The sequence below is a fragment of the Caballeronia arationis genome, from assembly GCF_001544975.2.
Taxonomy (GTDB): domain Bacteria; phylum Pseudomonadota; class Gammaproteobacteria; order Burkholderiales; family Burkholderiaceae; genus Caballeronia; species Caballeronia arationis.
In genome coordinates, this window is sequence record NZ_FCOG02000124.1 from 1 (window position 1) to 16,606 (window position 16,606).

Here is a 16,606-nt window from a genome sequence, read left to right on the forward strand (position 1 = left end):
GCTGGTGCGTTGACGTGTTGTGACTGCTGCCTCAAAAAGCTGCTTTCTTTGCTTACGTTCTTTGCAGCAGCAAAGAACGTAAGTCCCGCCCCGGACAGGGGCAGAGCTAATAAACCACTAAGAAAACAAGTTCCATAGAAGCGCAGAAACATCAGACGGTGTTCCCAACCCAACCCCGCCCAACCCAACCCCAGTCCGTCCAGCGCCCAAATGAAACTGACTCCAAGAGAAAAGGACAAACTGCTGATCTTCACAGCAGCGCTCCTGGCCGAACGCCGCCGCGCCCGCGGCCTCAAGCTGAACTATCCGGAAGCGGTAGCATTCATCTCGGCCGCGCTAATGGAAGCGGCCCGCGACGGCAAGACCGTCGCCGAAGTGATGCACTATGGCACCACGCTCCTCACGCGCGACGATGTCATGGAAGGGGTGCCCGAAATGATCCCCGACATCCAGATCGAAGCCACTTTCCCCGACGGCACCAAGCTCGTCACCGTCCACCATCCGATTCCCTGAATCGACCAAGAGGCAACGCCCATGATCCCCGGCGAATATCTGATCGACGACGGCGAGCACGAACTCAACGCAGGCCGCGAAACCGTGTCGGTCGTCGTGTCGAATACCGGCGACCGGCCCGTGCAGGTCGGCTCGCATTTCCATTTCTACGAGGTCAACACGGCGCTCACCTTCGAACGCGACAAGGCGCGCGGCTTTCGTCTGAATATCGCAGCAGGCACCGCCGTGCGCTTCGAACCAGGACAGGAACGCACCGTGGAGCTCGTCGCGCTCGCGGGCGATCGCGCCGTCTACGGCTTCAACGGCCTCGTGATGGGTCCGCTCTGACTCTCTTTCGGGATTACATGAAATGACGCTACGCATCGGCCGCCGCGCCTACGCGGAAATGTTCGGTCCGACCACCGGCGACCGGGTCCGCCTCGCCGATACCGATCTCATCATCGAAGTCGAACGCGACTTCACGACCTACGGCGAAGAAGTGAAATTCGGCGGCGGCAAGGTGATCCGCGACGGCATGGGCCAGTCGCAGCGCGTCGCCAACGACGTCGTCGATACGGTCGTCACCAACGCGCTGATCCTCGATCACTGGGGCATCGTGAAAGCCGACATCGGCATCAAGGGCGGACGCATCTTCGCAATCGGCAAGGCCGGCAATCCCGACATCCAGCCGGGCGTGACCATCGCCATCGGCGCGGCCACCGAAGTGATCGCCGGCGAAGGGATGATCGTGACGGCAGGCGGCATCGATTCACACATCCACTTCATCAGCCCGCAACAGATCGACGAAGCACTCGCGAGCGGCGTCACGACGATGCTCGGCGGCGGCACCGGTCCCGCGACGGGCACCAACGCGACGACCTGCACGCCGGGCCCGTGGCACATCGAGCGCATGCTGCAGGCCGCCGACGGCTGGCCCGTCAACCTCGGCTTTCTCGGCAAGGGCAACGCGAGCCTGCCCGAACCGCTCACCGAGCAGATCAAGGCGGGCGCGATCGGCCTCAAGCTGCACGAGGACTGGGGCACGACGCCGGCGGCGATCGACAACTGCCTCTCGGTCGCCGACGACACCGACACGCAGGTCGCCATCCACACCGACACACTGAACGAAGCGGGCTTCGTCGAAACGACAGTCGCCGCGTTCAAGGGCCGCACGATCCACACGTATCACACCGAAGGCGCAGGCGGCGGTCATGCACCCGACATCATCAAGGTCTGCGGCGAGTCGAACGTGCTGCCCTCCTCGACCAATCCCACGCGCCCTTATACGATCAACACGCTCGACGAACACCTCGACATGCTGATGGTCTGCCATCACCTCGATCCATCGATCGCGGAAGATATCGCGTTCGCCGAGTCGCGCATCCGTCGCGAGACGATCGCCGCCGAGGACATCCTGCACGACCTGGGCGCGCTCTCGATGCTCTCGTCGGATTCGCAGGCGATGGGCCGTGTCGGCGAAGTCGTCATTCGCACCTGGCAGACCGCGCACAAGATGAAGGTGCAGCGCGGCACGCTGCCGGAAGACAGCGCGCGCAACGACAACTTCCGCGCGAAGCGCTACGTCGCGAAGTACACGATCAATCCGGCCATCACGCACGGCATCGCGCATGAAGTCGGTTCGATCGAGCCCGGCAAGTGGGCCGATCTCGTGTTCTGGGAGCCGGCGTTCTTCGGCGTGAAGCCCGCGATGATCGTCAAGGGCGGCATGATCGCCGTCGCGCAGATGGGCGATCCGAACGCATCGATTCCGACGCCGCAACCGGTGCACTATCGCGAGATGTTCGCGACGCGCGGCGGCGCGCTCGGCAAGACCTCGCTCACGTTCGTCTCGCAGATGGCCGCCGACGCGCGCATCGCGGATCGTTACGGACTCAACAAGCTCGTCGTGCCGGTGAAGAACTGCCGCAACATCAGCAAGGCCGACATGATCCACAATGCCTGGCAACCGTCGGTCACCGTCGATCCGGAAACGTATCAGGTCGTCGCGAACGGCCAGTTGCTGACCTGCGATCCGGCGACGGTCCTGCCGATGGCCCAGCGATATTTCCTCTTCTGACCATGCGCACCATCGATAAACGTCTCACCTCGAAACTCGCGCCCGTGCTCGTGAAGCGCGCGGCAACGCTCACCCTTGCCTTCGATGCGCGCTGCAAGAGCCGCCTCGCCGCCACGCTCGACGGCGGCGAGGAAGTGGCGCTCGTGATGCCGCGCGGCACCGTGCTCGCCGACGGCGACGTGCTCGTCGCGGACGATGGCGCGCTGGTTCGCATAATCGCGGCGGCGCAGGATGTGCTCGTCGTGCGCGCGCCGGACGCGCTTACGCTCACGCGCGCCGCCTATCATCTGGGAAATCGCCACACGCCGGTCGAAATCGGCGCGGACTATCTGAAGCTCGAAGCCGATCCGGTGCTCGAAACGATGCTGCGACGCCTCGGCGCGCAGGTCGACCATGCTTCAGAGCCGTTTCAGCCGGAGACCGGCGCGTACGGCGGCGGCCACAAGCACGGTCACGACGAGACGTTCAACGAAGACTACGCGCTCGCGCAAAAGGTCTTCGACGAGCATCACGGCCATGCGCACCCGCATGACCACGATCACGATCACTCGACGTGCGGACACGACCACGGTCATCACGGTCATGCGCATCGCTGAACTCACGGCGCTCCTGCATCTGGCGTCGCCGGCACTGCCGATCGGCGCGTTCAGCTATTCGCAGGGACTCGAAGCGGCGATCGAGCACGACCTGATCCACGATGGCGACAGCGCCCGCGACTGGATCGCGAGCGGCCTCACGCATGTCCTCGCGCGCGGTGAGCTGCCGTTTCTCGCGCATCAGATCGAGCGCTGGCGCATGCACGATCGAGCCGCGCTTTCCATCGCCGACGAGGAATTTCTCGCAAGCCGCGAATCGGCGGAACTGCGGCGCGAGACGCAGCAGATGGGCTGGTCGCTCGCGCAGTTGTGTGGCTCGCTCGAATGGGGCGACGAAGACCGTCGCGCGACGCTCGATACGCTGAAGCCCGTCTCGCAGCCGACCGCCTTCGCATTCGCCGCCTGCGCTCACGATGTCTCGCCCGAAGCAGCGCTCGCCGCGTATGCGTTCAGCTGGGTCGAGAACCAGACGGCGGCCGCATTGAAGTCGGTGCCGCTCGGACAGCTCGCGGGACAGCGGATCATCGTCGCGTTGCGCGAGCCGATCGATCGCGCGGTCGTGCGGTCGCTCGCCACGACGCCGGACCAGATCAACACTTTTGCGCCGCAGCTCGGCATCCTGTCGGCACGGCACGAGTCGCAGTATTCGCGGCTCTTTCGCTCCTAATCATCAGATCCAACATGAACGCACCCGCTTATTCCGCCGCTGCCCGCCGAACCAAGAAACTGCCGCCGTTGCGTGTCGGCGTGGGCGGGCCGGTCGGCTCCGGCAAGACCACGCTGCTCGAAATGCTGTGCAAGGCGATGCGCGAGAAGTACGACCTCGTCGCGATCACCAACGACATCTATACGAAGGAAGACCAGCGCCTGCTGACAGTTGCAGGCGCGCTGCCCGCCGAGCGCATCATGGGCGTCGAGACGGGCGGCTGCCCGCATACGGCGATCCGCGAGGACGCATCGATCAACCTCGAAGCCGTCGATCAGATGATCGCCCGCTTCCCCGACGCGGATATCGTGTTCATCGAATCGGGCGGCGACAATCTGGCGGCGACCTTCAGTCCGGAGTTGTCGGATCTGACGATCTACGTGATCGATGTCGCGGGCGGCGAGAAGATTCCGCGCAAGGGCGGACCGGGCATTACGAAGTCGGATCTGCTCGTGATCAACAAGACCGATCTCGCGCCGCATGTGGGCGCGAATCTGGATGTGATGGCATCGGATGCGAAGAAGATGCGCGGCGAGCGGCCGTTCGTGATGTGCAATCTGAAGGCGCTGGAAGGGCTGGCCGACGTGGTCGCGTTCATCGAGAAGAAGGGGTTGCTCGCGCTGTAGAGTGGGCGCGGCTTCATTTCGCCGCCAGCTCCTGTCCTTCGAGCAACGCCCCCAGCACACTCACCGTGCGCGCCGTCGCCCCGCGATGCCGCGCCGCGAACGCCGAAGCCGCCGCGCTCATCGCGAGCCGGCGCGGCTTGTCAGTGAACAGTTCGCGCAACCCGCGCGCGAGCCCCTGCGGATCGTCGACGCGCAACGCCGCGCCCGCCGCGATCGCATCGTTGGTCGCCTGCGTGAAGTTGAACGTATGCGGTCCGATCAGCACCGGCACGCCCGCAGCACACGCTTCGATCAGGTTCTGCCCGCCGAGCGGCAACAGGCTCCCGCCGATGAACGCGAGATCCGCCGCTGCGTAATACGCGCCCAGTTCGCCCATCGAATCGCCGAGCAGCACCTGCACGCTTTGCGGCAACGGCCGCGCGGCGTCCGCACCCGAGCCCGCCGCGACCGCCTTCGGCGCCCACTGCGAGCGCCGCACGCACGACAGGCCCGCGTTCGCCGCCATCGCCGCGACTTCATCGAAGCGCTGAGGATGGCGCGGCACGAGGATTAGCAGCGCGTTCGGCACATCGAGTGCGGCGAACGCCTGCAGGACCAGCGTCTCCTCGCCCTCGCGCGTGCTCGCCGCGACCCACACCGGCCGCTCGCCGATTGCTGCGCGCCACGCATGCCCGCGCGCCTCGAGTTCGGGCGGTGCGCTCATGTCGAACTTGAGATTGCCGAGCACCGCGACATTGCGCGCGCCAAGCGCCGTGAGCCGCTCCGCATCCGAGGGACTTTGCGCCAGCACACGCGCAAAGCCGCCGAAAACTTCGCGCGTCGCACGCCCGAACTTCGCCGCGCGCTTGAACGAGCGCTCCGACATCCGGGCGTTCGTCAGGACGAGCGGCATGTCGGAGCGCTTGCATTCGTCGATGAGGGTCGGCCACACCTCGGTCTCCATCACGATGCCGAGCGTCGGTCGCCATGCGCGCAGGAAGCGCCGCACGAAACGCGGGACATCGTAGGGAAGATAGCCGCGCAGCACGCGATCGCCGAAGAGCGATTCGCCCGTCGCGCGCCCGCTCGGCGTCATGTGCGTGAGCAGGATGCGCGCTTCGGGATGCGCTTTCAGCAACGCTTCGATGAGCGGCTGCGCCGCGCGCGTCTCGCCTACCGACACCGCATGCACCCAGATGAGCGGCGCGAGATCGTCGGCGCGGCGGCCCGGGCCGCGGCCGAAACGCTCGGCGATATGCTCGCGATAGCCGCGCTCCTTCCTCGAACGGATCAGGAGGCGCAGCACCGCGAGCGGCGCGACGATCCACCACAGCGCGCGATAGACGGGCCTCAGCATGCGCGCTCCCGCGCGTGGCGTGCGGCGCTCAAACGAGCGCCCTGCCCTTCAGGCGCTGAAGAATGCCGAGCGGCGCGCACTCCGGCTGCGCCATCGCGTCGACGGGCAGGAAAAAGGTCTGCTCCAGCATGTACTGGCCGGACATCACCGCGTGCGAGGTCTGATCAGAAAAACAGACCCACACGCAGCCCGGCGGAAACGGCATCTCCTGTTGCGGCGCGGCCTTCTGATAGTCGAGGTCGGCCTTCATCGCGTCATGCAGATGCAGCATCAGATGATCGTATTCGCTGCGCGGCGACTTCGTGATGTGCAGCAGGTTCATCGCCCACGCGGCGCCGGGCATCTGCGGCTTGATGTTCGGAAGAAAGCGCTTCGCCATGTCCTCGAACGGTTCGCCCACGCGCCACACGCGCGGCGCGCCGTGCGGATTCACGTTCGTGAAGACGCGCAGGATGCGTTCGCCGTAGTTCGGCCGCGAAGGAAACGCGTCGACGTGCAGGCGGCTGTCGTCCTTGCGCCAGGACGTCTCGCGCGTTTCCACCCGATGCAGTCTGAGGCTCGTCGGCGCGACGCGCAGCTTGCCCCGGTATTCGGGAAAGAGCCCGTCGACGAGCGAGCGCGCATTCGCCTGATAACGCCCGACGAGCGCGCGCACCGCCGATTGCGTGACGGCATCGCCGAGCACGCCGGCAAGCGCGCCGCCATTGGGCGCGAGGCTGATGTTCTTGCGTTTCGGGTCGGCGATTTTGGGGTCGAGCAATGCGGGTTCGCCGCCTTCGACCGCAAAGCGCAGATTCGGGAAGTACAGCACCTTGCCACGCTCGACGCCCGCGACGAGCGTCTCGCGCGGCACCGATAGGTCCCGGCCCTGCCAGTCGCCTGACGCGACTTCGATGATTTGAGATTCGGTCATGTGCCTTCGAAATTCCGATGGGCGCGGCAGTGTGTCCGCCGCCGTGCTGCGCATTGTGCCCCGGCGCGGGGTGCTCCGGTCGCCCGGGCCGCGCTGGAAAGATACCGCCATTGACGGCGCGCAATCCCGGCCGACGCCTGGCGCTCGCGCGTCTCAGAGCAGGCCGAAGCCCGCGAGCGCCGCCTTGACCTCGGCGAGCGTCGGATGATGGTTCGCGCTGCCGAGATTCACGACGCGCGGCGACCAGTAGCCGCCCGTGCGCCAGGCGGTCGAGAAATTGTACAACTCGACGGTCGGCCGCTTCAGCGCGGCGGCGATGTGCACGAGACCGGTATCGACGCCGACCGTCGCGGCCGCGCCCTCGATCAGGCCGACCACCGCCGGCAGCGAGAGCTTCGGCGGCACGATCGCCGCCGCGCCGAATTCCTTCGCGAGCTTTTCGCTCGTCGCGCGTTCCACGTCGCTGCCCCACGGCAAAACGATCGACGCGCCGCGCCGCACGAGCGCCTGCCCGAGCTCGATCCACGCGGCATCGGGCCATTGCTTGTCGGCGCGGGAAGTGGCGTGCACGAAGACGACGTACGGCACCGGCAGATTCAGCCCGGTCTGCGATAGCGCGAGCGCCGCGCGCCGCGTGTCGAGGCCGAAGTCGATCTCGTCGGTGAGTTCGGGGCGCGGCAGGCCGAGCGCCACGGCCACCAGTTGCCGCGTGCGCTCGACGACGTGCGTGCGCGGCTCGATCGGCACGCGGCGGTCGTAGAAGAAACGCACCGGCCACTCGAAGCCCGCGCCTTCCGTGCGGTTCGCGAGGCCGACGAGCGGCCCGCGCGCCCAGCCCGCCACCCACGCCGTCTTGATGAGACCCTGGCAATCGATCACGAGGTCGTACTTTTCCGCTTCGAGTTCGCGCCGGAACTTGCCGATCTCGCGCCAGTTCGCGGCCGAGAACCAGCGCTTGCGCCAGCGCCTGAGCGAAAACGGAATCGCGCGGCGCAAGCCGTCGACGAGTTCGACGAGGCTCGCGAAACTCTCCTCGACGAGCCAGTCGATCTGCGCATCGGGATAACGGCGCCGGATATCGGCGATCACCGGCATGTTGTGGACGACGTCGCCAAGCGACGACACCCGGACAATCAAGATCTTTTGCACGCTGGAAACGATGAGCGCCGCAAGTCGAGAGCGGCGCGTGGACAAAATGAGATGGGCGATTTTAGCGCGGCACGCACCGGCGGGCCGCATAAAAAAACGGCGCGGTCCCGACGGACCGCGCCGCTTCGTCTTGCATTAAACCGTGCATCAGGCTCAGAACGGCAGCTTCGCGTCCGGCTTCTCGGCAAGGATCACGCGGCGGAAGTCTTCCTGGATGCGCTTGAGCGCCGCGTCGCTGTCGGCTTCGAAACGCATCACCACGACCGGCGTCGTATTCGACGAACGCGCGAGCCCGAAGCCGTCCGGGTATTCGACACGCAGGCCGTCGATGGTCAGCACGTCGTCGGCGCCTTCGAATTTCGCGGATTTCTGCAGGCGCGCGATCAGCTCGAAGTTCTCGCCTTCTTCCAGCTTCAGTTGCAGCTCGGGCGTCGAGAGCGAGTTCGGCAGGTCGTTCAACAGCTTGCTCGGATCAGCCACGCGCGAGAGGATTTCCAGCATCCGCGCGCCGGTGTAGAGACCGTCGTCGAAGCCGTACCAGCGGTCCTTGAAGAACACGTGGCCGCTCATCTCGCCCGCGAGCGGCGCGCCGGTCTCGCGCAGCTTCGCCTTGACGAGCGAGTGGCCGGTCTTCCACATCACCGGCTCGCCGCCCTGGTCGCGCACCCACTTCGCGAGATTGCGCGTGCACTTCACGTCATAAATGATCTGGCCGCCCTTGTTGCGCGACAGCACTTCCTGCGCGAACAGCATCAGTTGACGATCCGGATAGATGATCTGGCCGTCCTTCGTCACGACGCCCAGGCGGTCGCCGTCGCCATCGAACGCGAAGCCGACTTCGGCATCGGTTTCCTTGAGCGCCTTGATGACGTCCTGCAGGTTCTCGGGGTGCGCCGGATCCGGATGGTGATTCGGGAAATTGCCGTCGATGTCCGTGAACAGCTCCACGAGCTCGCAGCCGAGCGCCTTGAACAGCCGCGGCGCGAGGCCGCCCGCGACGCCGTTGCCCGTATCGACGACGATCTTCATCGGGCGCACCGGCTTCACGTCGGAGACGATGCGGTCGAGGTAGATCTGCTGGACGTCGAACTCGGTGAAGGTGCCTTCGCCTTTCTCGAAGTCGTCGTTGACGATGCGCTGATAGAGCGCCTGGATCTGGTCGCCGTAGATCGCCGCGCCGCGCAGCACCATCTTGAAGCCGTTGTAGTCGGGCGGATTGTGGCTGCCCGTCACGACGATGCACGAGTCGACGCGGCGTTCGCCCGAGGGCAGCGGCAGCGGGACGCTCGCGGCGAAGTAGCCGACGGGCGTCGGTACCATGCCGACATCGACGACATCGACGCCTGCCTGGCGCAGGCCGTCGGCGAGTGCGCCGACGAGTTCCGGTCCCGACAGCCGCCCGTCGCGGGCGACTACGACCGAATCGCCGCCCTGCTTGCGGATTTCGCTGCCGAAGGCGCGGCCGATATTGCGCGCGACGTCCGCATCGACGGTCTTGCCGACGATGCCGCGGATGTCGTACGCCTTGAAGATGGATTGGGAAATCTGTGAGTGGCTCATGGAATGGCTACCTGTCTATTTAATTGATGGATTCTCGGCGATGCAGCCAGCGGGGCATGCAGGTCGTGACTGACGGACATGCACGCGCCATGCGGACCACGCGTGCGGGCAATTTCGAAAAGGTGACGAAATAAATTCAGCCGATACCACATTGCAGCTTCGCGCACGGGCTCCGCTACCGGGAGAGAACCCGTTCACACTTATAATCGCAGTCTTTTAGCGCTTTCCTGCGCAACTCGTATGCAATTTCCTGCGCAAACATTCTAATCCAATGCCCGGACGCTCTTTAGCCCCGAACACGTCAAAACCGGCACGAAATGAGGCGCCTGAGCGGGCCAACGCACATTCGCGCACGCAAGGCACGGCGCGAAACGCACTGAATGCGGGTAATCTAATAACGCGAGCACGGCGCGTGCCTGGTCATCGCCCATGCTGAGTCGGCTTTCCCGCATCGGCAACCCCGATGTCGCGAAGGCGCTCGCGAATATCGTCTGGCTCGGGCTCGAACGCGCGACGCAGATCGTTGTCGCGATTGCCGTCAGCGGCCTGCTGGCGCGCTATTTCGGCCCGGAAGCGTTCGGCAAGTGGCAGTACGCGAATACGCTGCTGCTCGTGCTCGCGCCCGTTACGTGGGTGTGCGGCGCCGAAATCCTCGTGCCGACCATCGTCGAGCGGACGCATTCGCCCAAACATCCCGGCAACACACACGACGAAACCCTCGGCCGCGTGCTCGGCAGCGCATTCGTGCTGCGCATGGGCGTCTCGGCGCTCGCGCTCGTCGGGACCTGGGCCTGGATCGCGTTCGGGCATCTCGATGCGCTCGTCGGTGCGATGCTCGCCGGGCTCGCCATGACGATGCTGTTTCGCGAGCCGCTCGTCGGCGTGATCAACGCCTGGCTGCAGAGCCTCACTTACAGCAAGCCGCAACTCGTGACGAGCATGGCCGTCGCGATCGTCAAGGCGCTGCTCGTTTACGCGCTCGTGCGCGCGAGCGCGGGCTTCGCGAGCTTCGGCTGGCTGTGGGCGCTCGAAGCGGCGGCGATCGCCGGCGTGCTGCTGCTCTATTACATGCGCCGGCGCGGCGGCACGCTCGGCTGGCGGTTCGATCCGCGCCTGTTCCGGCAGTTCGCGAGCGCGGGCACGGTGTTCTGGATCGGGCTCATCTGCATGTACCTGTTCCTGAAGCTCGACCGGCTGATGCTCGAACGCTTTATCTCGTTCGCCGACCTCGGACGCTATTCCGCCGCCCAGCAGCTGAACGAAAACTGGATCACGCTCGCGCTGATGCTCGCGCAGACCATCGCGCCCGCGTTCGTGTATCGCGTGCAGGATGTGGAGCGCCTGAAGCGCAACGTCGTGCGGCTCACGGCGATGACGGCCGCCCTCATGATCGGCGGCGCGCTCGTGCTCGATCTGCTCGCGGCGTTCATCATCACGCGCGTGTTCGGGCCGGGCTTCGAGGCCGCGATCGATATCTTCCGCTGGGCCGTGTGGCTCTCGGTGCCGGCCGGGATCGAGGCGATCGGCAATCTCGTCGTGCTCAAGTATCAAGCCAAGTTCGTGCTGCTCGCGAAGTGGCTGCTCGCGCTCGCCGTGGCATTCGTCGTCGACTGGATCGCGATTCCGCGTCTTGGCGGACACGGCGCGCTGATCGGCCTTGCCGCCGGTTATCTGGCGGCAACGGGCGTGAATCTGTACTACATCCGCTTCAGGCTGCGCCGATGAACAGGCTCGACGACGTCGCCATCCTGATTCCCGCTTTCAACGGTCAAGGCGGGGTCGAGCGCACGCTCGCTTCGTTTCGCGAGGACGCGCCGGTGCGCGTGCTGATCGTCGACGATGGCAGCACGCCGCCGATCGTCGCGCCATCGATACCCGGTCTCGACATTGACGTGCTTCGCCTGCCGGTGAACGGCGGCATCGAGCGCGCGCTGGCCGCGGGCATCGACGCCCTTGCGCAAAGCGGCATTCGCTATGCGGCGCGCATCGATGCGGGCGACCTCGCGACACCCGCGCGGCTCGCGAAGCAGCGCGCCTATCTGGAAGCGCATCCGCGCGTGGCCGCGCTCGGTATGTGGACGCATGTGGTGAGCACGGAAGGCGCGCCGCTTTTTGACCTCACGCCGCCCGCCGATCCCGCCGCGATCCGCCGCGTGATGCTGATGCGCGCGTGCTTTGCGCATCCCTCGATGATGCTGCGCGTCGACGCCGTGCGCGAAGCGGGCAATTACCGCGCGCAGTATCGCGCGGCCGAGGATCTCGATCTCTTCCTGCGGCTCATGCAGCGCCACGACTGCGCGAATTTGCCCGAGTTCGGCCTGTACTACGAGCTGAACGAAACCGGTATCAGCGCCACGAAGCGGCGCACGCAGATTCTGTCAACGCTGCGCCTGCAACTGCGTTACTTCCGTGCGGGCAATCTGCCCGACTGGATCGGCGTGGCGAAGAACCTCGCGCATCTCGTACTGCCATATCGTGCGCTGCGCCGCCTGAAGGCGCGCGTTCTTTCTCGAACCACTTCCACATGACAGCATCAGCCAGCCGCCTTCGCATCGCACTCGTCTGCAACACGGCGTGGGCGATCTACACGTATCGGCGAGGCCTCCTGCGGATGCTGACCGAACGCGGCGTCGAGGTCACCGTGATCGCGCCGCGCGACCGCACGGTCGAGCCGCTCGTCGCGATGGGCTGCCGGTTCGTCGAACTGAAGGTGGCGTCCAAGGGCACCGATCCGCGCGAGGACCTGAAGACGCTCGCCGCGCTCTGGCGCGAATACCGCGCAACACGTCCGCATGCCGTCTTTCACTACACGATCAAGCCGAACATCTACGGCTCGATTGCGGCGTGGCTCGCGCGGGTTCCGTCGATCGCCGTGACGACGGGCCTCGGCTACGTCTTCATCCAGAAGAGCCGCACGGCGATGATCGCGAAGCGTCTCTATCGCATTGCGTTCCGCTTTCCGCGCGAAGTGTGGTTCCTGAATCAGGACGACCGTACTGCTTTCTCCGAACAGAACCTGCTCGCGCATCCGGAGCGCGCGCGGCTGCTGCACGGCGAAGGCGTCGATCTGGACGAGTACGCGTTCACGCCGCTCCCGCAGCGGGAAGCGTTCGTCTTCATCCTGATCGGCCGGCTGCTGTGGGACAAGGGCGTCGCGGAATACGTCGAAGCGGCGCGGCGACTGCGCGCGAAATACCCGCATGCGCGCTTTCAGCTGCTCGGGCCGGTGGGCGTCGACAACCCGAGCGCGATCGGCCGCACAGAAGTCGAAGCGTGGCAGCGCGACAATCTGATCGACTATCTCGGCGAAGCACACGACGTGCGCCCGCACATTGCGAATGCGGATTGCGTCGTGCTGCCCTCCTACCGCGAAGGCGTGCCGCGCACGCTGATGGAAGCCTCGGCCATGGGCCGCCCGATCGTCGCGACCGACGTGCCGGGCTGCCGCGAAGTCGTCGAGGACGGTGTGACCGGTTTTCTCTGCGAAGCAAAAAGCGCCGCCAGCCTCGCGGATCAACTCGAACGCATGTTGACCCTCGGCGCACCGCAGCGCACGGAAATGGCTGCGAAGGGCCGGGAAAAGGTTGCTCGGGAATTCGACGAAAAAGTCGTCGTCGAGCGATATAAAGGCACAATACGCGCAATTACTGGCATTTCACTCTGACAATGATCCCCGGAGATTCTTTGATGACTGGCAACACACAGAACAAGGGAACGATTCTCGTCACCGGCGGCGCAGGCTTCATCGGCTCGCATACCTGTGTCGAACTGCTGAACGACGGTTACGCCGTGGTCGTGGTGGACAACCTCGTGAACAGCAATCGCGAATCCATCGCGCGGGTCCAGAAGATCACCGGCAAGGAGATCGCGTTCTACGAGAACGACGCGCGCGACGAAGCCGCGCTCGGCGAAATCTTCGACAAGCACCGGATCACCGGCGCGATCCACTTCGCGGCGCTGAAGTCGGTGGGCGAGTCCGTGGCGAAGCCGATCGAGTATTACCGCAACAACCTCGACAGCCTGCTCGTCGTGCTCGACACGATGCGGGCGCGCAACGTGAAGAACTTCGTGTTCAGCTCGTCGGCGACGGTGTACGGCGTGCCGCAAAGCGTGCCCATCGACGAATCGTTTCCGCTCTCCGCAACCAATCCCTACGGCCAGTCGAAGCTGATCGCCGAGCAGGTGCTGCGCGATCTCGAACTCTCCGATCCGTCCTGGCGCATCGCGACGCTGCGCTATTTCAATCCGGTCGGCGCGCATGAGAGCGGCGCGATCGGCGAGGACCCGGCCGGCGTGCCGAACAACCTGATGCCGTATGTCGCGCAGGTGGCGGTGGGCAAGCTCGAACGCCTGCGCATCTTCGGCAGCGATTACGATACGCACGACGGCACCGGCGTGCGCGATTACATCCACGTCGTCGATCTGGCGCGCGGCCATATCGCCGCCATCGACGCGCTGACGAAACTCGACCGCAGCTTCGTCGTGAATCTCGGTACGGGCCAGGGCTACAGCGTGCTGGACGTGGTGCGGGCGTTCGAAGCGGCGTCGGGCAAGCCCGTGCCGTACGAGATCGTGGCGCGCCGCCCGGGCGATGTCGGCGCATGCTACGCGGATCCGTCGGCGGCCGAGAAGCTGATCGGCTGGCGCGCGGAACACGGCATCGAACGCATGTGCGCGGATCACTGGCGCTGGCAGTCGCAGAATCCGAACGGGTTCGCCTGAGGCCCCGCGCGGGCCCACGATTCGCCTCATATCAACGGTAATTCTTCATGCTCAGTTTCGCGCTCGCTTTTCTGGTTTCGCTTCTGGTAACGCTTTTGATCGTGCGATTCGCGCATCTGCATGAGGGATTCATCGGCGATACGGATCTCGCCGGCGTCCAGAAATTCCACTCGCGGCCGGTGCCGCGCATCGGCGGCGTCGGCATCCTGTGCGGCCTCTCCGCTTCCGCGATTCAGTTGCACTGGGCCTATCCGGCGGTCTCGGCGGGCATTCTCGCGATCATCGGGTGCGGGATGCCCGCCTTCCTGTCGGGCCTCACCGAAGACCTGACCAAGCGCGTGAGCCCGCTCGTGCGCCTCATCTGCACGATGGCGGCCGCCGCCCTCGCCTACGCCGTGCTCGACATCCACGTCACGCGCATCAGCGTGCCGCCGCTCGATTTCCTGCTCTCGTATGCGGTGATTTCATGCGCGGTCACGGTGCTCGCGGTCGCGGCGCTCGCCAACGCGATCAACATCATCGACGGCTTCAACGGCCTGGCGTCGATGGTCGCGGTGATGATGTTCGCTTCGCTCGCGTATGTCGCGTTCCAGGTGCACGACCCGATCGTGCTTTCCGCGTCGCTCATCATGATGGGCGCGGTGATCGGCTTCTTCATCTGGAACTTCCCGGCGGGGCTGATCTTTCTCGGCGACGGCGGCGCGTACTTCGTCGGCTTCATGCTGGCCGAACTGGCGATCATGCTCGTGATGCGCAACCGCGACGTCTCCGCGTGGTTTCCAGTGCTGCTTTTCATGTATCCGATCTTCGAGACGTGCTTCTCGATCTACCGGAAGAAGTTCATCCGCGGCATCTCGCCCGGCATTCCCGACGGCGTGCACCTGCACATGCTCGTCTACAAGCGGCTGATGCGCTGGGCGGTCGGCGCGCAGAACGCCCGCGAACTCACGCGCCGCAATTCGCTGACCTCGCCTTATCTCTGGCTGCTGTGCCTCGTCGCGGTGATTCCCGCGACGCTCTTCTGGCGCCACACCGTGCATCTGTTCTGCTTCGTCGTCGTGTTCGCGGCGACCTACGTGTGGCTCTACATGAGCATCGTGCGCTTCAAGGTGCCGCGCTGGCTGGTGTTCCGCCGGCCCCATTCGCTGAAAAAATAGGGCCGGCGAAGCCGCGCGCGTCGTTACGACTCGATGAACGCCAGCAGGTCGGCGTTGACCTTGTCGGCTTCGACGGTGCACATGCCGTGCTGGCCGCCCGGATACACCTTGAGCGTCGAGCCCTTCACGATCTTCGACGCGAGTTCGGCCGCGGCAGCGATCGGCACGATCTGGTCGTCATCGCCGTGCAGGAAGAGCGTCGGGATGTCGAACTTCTTCAGATCCTCGGTGTAGTCGACTTCCGAGAACTGCTTGATGCACTCGTACTGGCCTTTCATGCCGCCGCGCATGCCTTCCAGCCAGAACAAATCGATGATGCCCTGCGACACCTTCGCGCCGTCACGATTGAAGCCGTAGAACGGCATCGCGAGATCCTTGTAGAACTGCGAGCGGTTCGCGGCGACGCCTGCGCGGATGCCGTCGAACACGTCGATCGGCAGACCGCCCGGATTCGCCTCGGTCTTGAGCATGATCGGCGGCACCGCGCCGATCAGCACGGCCTTCGCGACGCGCTTCGTGCCATGCCGGCCGATGTAGTGCGCGACTTCCCCGCCGCCCGTCGAATGGCCGACGAGCGTCGCGCCGGTGATGTCGAGCGTATCGAGGAGCGCGGCGAGGTCGTCGGCGTAGGTGTCCATCTCATTGCCTTCCGACGGCTGGCCCGAGCGCCCGTGGCCACGCCGGTCGTGCGCGATCACGCGATAACCCTTCTGCGACAGGAAGAGCATTTGCGAATCCCAGGCATCGGCATCGAGCGGCCAGCCGTGGGAGAACACCACGGGCTTGCCGCTGCCCCAGTCCTTGTAGAAGATCTCCGTGCCGTCCTTTGTCTTGATCGTGCTCATCGTTCGAAGCTCCTTGTTGGTGCAACGGTTAGGTCTTGCGCCGGTTCTCTCGTCTCGCCGCGCGCCAAACGCCGCGGCGTGCGATCGGCGGCCGCGGCATCGTGAGCCGCGGCGGCGCCCGCCTGGGTGAGTATCTGCTGAAGGTGTGACGGTGCGGCGATGAGCCGGGCACAGATGCTCGTCCGTGTCAGGAGGCGGCGCCGCGCACGGCCCGCCTCGCGACGGGCACAAGCAGCATCGTGCGTCATTTGGGGGAAAGTTGCAGGGACCGGGGGGCTTGGGCGAATCGGAAAGGGCGTCGGGGGCGGCTGGTGACACGTTCGATGCTTCTGCGCTTCTGTGGAACTTGATTTCTTTGTGGTCTATTAGCTCTGCCCCTGTCCGGGGCGGGACTCACTTTCTTTGCTGCTGCAAAGAAAGTAAGCAA

At 65.3% G+C, this 16,606-nt stretch carries 16 protein-coding genes; 11 read left to right on the forward strand and 5 right to left on the reverse strand.

Going from position 1 to position 16,606, the window contains the following annotated elements; all coding sequences use genetic code 11:
- Nucleotides 1–210 precede the first annotated feature (210 nt).
- From ureA to ureG, 6 genes are read left to right on the forward strand one after another with little or no spacing between them, the layout of a single operon-like run.
- Nucleotides 211–513 carry an urease subunit gamma gene (ureA, locus tag AWB81_RS34270; RefSeq protein WP_062641936.1) on the forward strand — a complete coding sequence of 101 codons (303 nt, stop codon included), beginning with the start codon at nt 211–213 and terminating at the stop codon, nt 511–513.
- 21 nt (nt 514–534) lie between these two features.
- Nucleotides 535–840, forward strand: a complete 306-nt coding sequence (locus AWB81_RS34275; protein ID WP_062641939.1) for an urease subunit beta — start codon at nt 535–537, stop codon at nt 838–840.
- Between the two features lie 22 nt (nt 841–862).
- Nucleotides 863–2,569 carry an urease subunit alpha gene (gene ureC / locus AWB81_RS34280; RefSeq protein WP_062641941.1) on the forward strand — a complete coding sequence of 569 codons (1,707 nt, stop codon included), beginning with the start codon at nt 863–865 and terminating at the stop codon, nt 2,567–2,569.
- Nucleotides 2,570–2,571: 2 nt separating this feature from the next.
- Nucleotides 2,572–3,165, forward strand: a complete 594-nt coding sequence (gene ureE / locus AWB81_RS34285; RefSeq protein ID WP_062641943.1) for an urease accessory protein UreE — start codon at nt 2,572–2,574, stop codon at nt 3,163–3,165.
- Nucleotides 3,152–3,832: an urease accessory protein UreF gene (locus AWB81_RS34290; protein WP_062641945.1), complete on the forward strand. Its 681-nt coding sequence runs from the start codon at nt 3,152–3,154 to the stop codon at nt 3,830–3,832. The genes ureE and AWB81_RS34290 overlap by 14 nt, the downstream gene beginning before the upstream one ends.
- Before the next feature lie 14 nt (nt 3,833–3,846).
- Nucleotides 3,847–4,497: an urease accessory protein UreG gene (gene ureG, locus AWB81_RS34295; protein ID WP_062641947.1), complete on the forward strand. Its 651-nt coding sequence runs from the start codon at nt 3,847–3,849 to the stop codon at nt 4,495–4,497.
- Nucleotides 4,498–4,510: 13 nt separating this feature from the next.
- Here the strand turns inward: ureG and waaA are convergent, their stop codons facing one another.
- From waaA to AWB81_RS34315, 4 genes are all read right to left on the reverse strand, one after another.
- Nucleotides 4,511–5,833 (reverse strand): lipid IV(A) 3-deoxy-D-manno-octulosonic acid transferase, encoded by a 1,323-nt coding sequence (gene waaA / locus AWB81_RS34300; RefSeq protein WP_062641950.1) that lies wholly within the window; start codon nt 5,831–5,833, stop codon nt 4,511–4,513.
- A 28-nt stretch (nt 5,834–5,861) separates the two neighbouring features.
- A complete protein-coding gene (gene kdoO / locus AWB81_RS34305; RefSeq protein ID WP_062641953.1) occupies nt 5,862–6,746 on the reverse strand; it encodes a Kdo hydroxylase KdoO in 885 nt (294 codons plus the stop codon).
- Nucleotides 6,747–6,899: 153 nt separating this feature from the next.
- Nucleotides 6,900–7,895: a lipopolysaccharide heptosyltransferase I gene (gene waaC / locus AWB81_RS34310; RefSeq protein ID WP_062641970.1), complete on the reverse strand. Its 996-nt coding sequence runs from the start codon at nt 7,893–7,895 to the stop codon at nt 6,900–6,902.
- 153 nt (nt 7,896–8,048) lie between these two features.
- Nucleotides 8,049–9,455, reverse strand: a complete 1,407-nt coding sequence (locus AWB81_RS34315; RefSeq protein ID WP_062641955.1) for a phosphomannomutase/phosphoglucomutase — start codon at nt 9,453–9,455, stop codon at nt 8,049–8,051.
- Between the two features lie 429 nt (nt 9,456–9,884).
- Here AWB81_RS34315 and AWB81_RS34320 point away from each other — a divergent pair, with 429 nt between their 5' ends.
- The 5 genes from AWB81_RS34320 to AWB81_RS34340 are packed head-to-tail and all read left to right on the forward strand — an operon-like array spanning nt 9,885 to nt 15,334.
- The gene (locus tag AWB81_RS34320) at nt 9,885–11,180 is read left to right on the forward strand and encodes an oligosaccharide flippase family protein (RefSeq protein ID WP_062641957.1); all 1,296 of its coding nucleotides are present in this window, start codon (nt 9,885–9,887) and stop codon (nt 11,178–11,180) included.
- A complete protein-coding gene (locus tag AWB81_RS34325; protein ID WP_062641959.1) occupies nt 11,177–11,983 on the forward strand; it encodes a glycosyltransferase in 807 nt (268 codons plus the stop codon). Before AWB81_RS34320 ends, AWB81_RS34325 begins: the two co-directional genes overlap by 4 nt.
- Complete coding sequence (locus AWB81_RS34330) at nt 11,980–13,119, forward strand: glycosyltransferase family 4 protein (RefSeq protein WP_062641961.1); 1,140 nt, start codon at nt 11,980–11,982, stop codon at nt 13,117–13,119. The genes AWB81_RS34325 and AWB81_RS34330 overlap by 4 nt, the downstream gene beginning before the upstream one ends.
- Before the next feature lie 23 nt (nt 13,120–13,142).
- Entirely contained in the window at nt 13,143–14,177 is a 1,035-nt protein-coding gene (galE, locus tag AWB81_RS34335; protein WP_062641963.1) for a UDP-glucose 4-epimerase GalE, read from the forward strand.
- Between the two features lie 47 nt (nt 14,178–14,224).
- Complete coding sequence (locus AWB81_RS34340) at nt 14,225–15,334, forward strand: MraY family glycosyltransferase (RefSeq protein WP_062641965.1); 1,110 nt, start codon at nt 14,225–14,227, stop codon at nt 15,332–15,334.
- A gap of 23 nt (nt 15,335–15,357) precedes the next feature.
- Here the strand turns inward: AWB81_RS34340 and AWB81_RS34345 are convergent, their stop codons facing one another.
- Complete coding sequence (locus tag AWB81_RS34345) at nt 15,358–16,179, reverse strand: alpha/beta fold hydrolase (RefSeq protein WP_062641968.1); 822 nt, start codon at nt 16,177–16,179, stop codon at nt 15,358–15,360.
- Nucleotides 16,180–16,606: the final 427 nt, after the last annotated feature.

Excerpts from the sequence above, each read along its gene's own strand:
- ureA (WP_062641936.1), top strand. The coding sequence starts at position 211 with ATGAAACTGACTCCAAGAGAAAAGGACAAACTGCTGATCTTCACAGCA.
- AWB81_RS34275 (WP_062641939.1), top strand. The coding sequence starts at position 535 with ATGATCCCCGGCGAATATCTGATCGACGACGGCGAGCACGAACTCAAC.
- ureC (WP_062641941.1), top strand. The coding sequence starts at position 863 with ATGACGCTACGCATCGGCCGCCGCGCCTACGCGGAAATGTTCGGTCCG.
- ureE (WP_062641943.1), top strand. The coding sequence starts at position 2,572 with ATGCGCACCATCGATAAACGTCTCACCTCGAAACTCGCGCCCGTGCTC.
- AWB81_RS34290 (WP_062641945.1), top strand. The coding sequence starts at position 3,152 with ATGCGCATCGCTGAACTCACGGCGCTCCTGCATCTGGCGTCGCCGGCA.
- ureG (WP_062641947.1), top strand. The coding sequence starts at position 3,847 with ATGAACGCACCCGCTTATTCCGCCGCTGCCCGCCGAACCAAGAAACTG.
- waaA (WP_062641950.1), bottom strand. The coding sequence starts at position 5,833 with ATGCTGAGGCCCGTCTATCGCGCGCTGTGGTGGATCGTCGCGCCGCTC.
- kdoO (WP_062641953.1), bottom strand. The coding sequence starts at position 6,746 with ATGACCGAATCTCAAATCATCGAAGTCGCGTCAGGCGACTGGCAGGGC.
- AWB81_RS34315 (WP_062641955.1), bottom strand. The coding sequence starts at position 9,455 with ATGAGCCACTCACAGATTTCCCAATCCATCTTCAAGGCGTACGACATC.
- AWB81_RS34320 (WP_062641957.1), top strand. The coding sequence starts at position 9,885 with ATGCTGAGTCGGCTTTCCCGCATCGGCAACCCCGATGTCGCGAAGGCG.
- AWB81_RS34325 (WP_062641959.1), top strand. The coding sequence starts at position 11,177 with ATGAACAGGCTCGACGACGTCGCCATCCTGATTCCCGCTTTCAACGGT.
- AWB81_RS34330 (WP_062641961.1), top strand. The coding sequence starts at position 11,980 with ATGACAGCATCAGCCAGCCGCCTTCGCATCGCACTCGTCTGCAACACG.
- galE (WP_062641963.1), top strand. The coding sequence starts at position 13,143 with ATGACTGGCAACACACAGAACAAGGGAACGATTCTCGTCACCGGCGGC.
- AWB81_RS34340 (WP_062641965.1), top strand. The coding sequence starts at position 14,225 with ATGCTCAGTTTCGCGCTCGCTTTTCTGGTTTCGCTTCTGGTAACGCTT.
- AWB81_RS34345 (WP_062641968.1), bottom strand. The coding sequence starts at position 16,179 with ATGAGCACGATCAAGACAAAGGACGGCACGGAGATCTTCTACAAGGAC.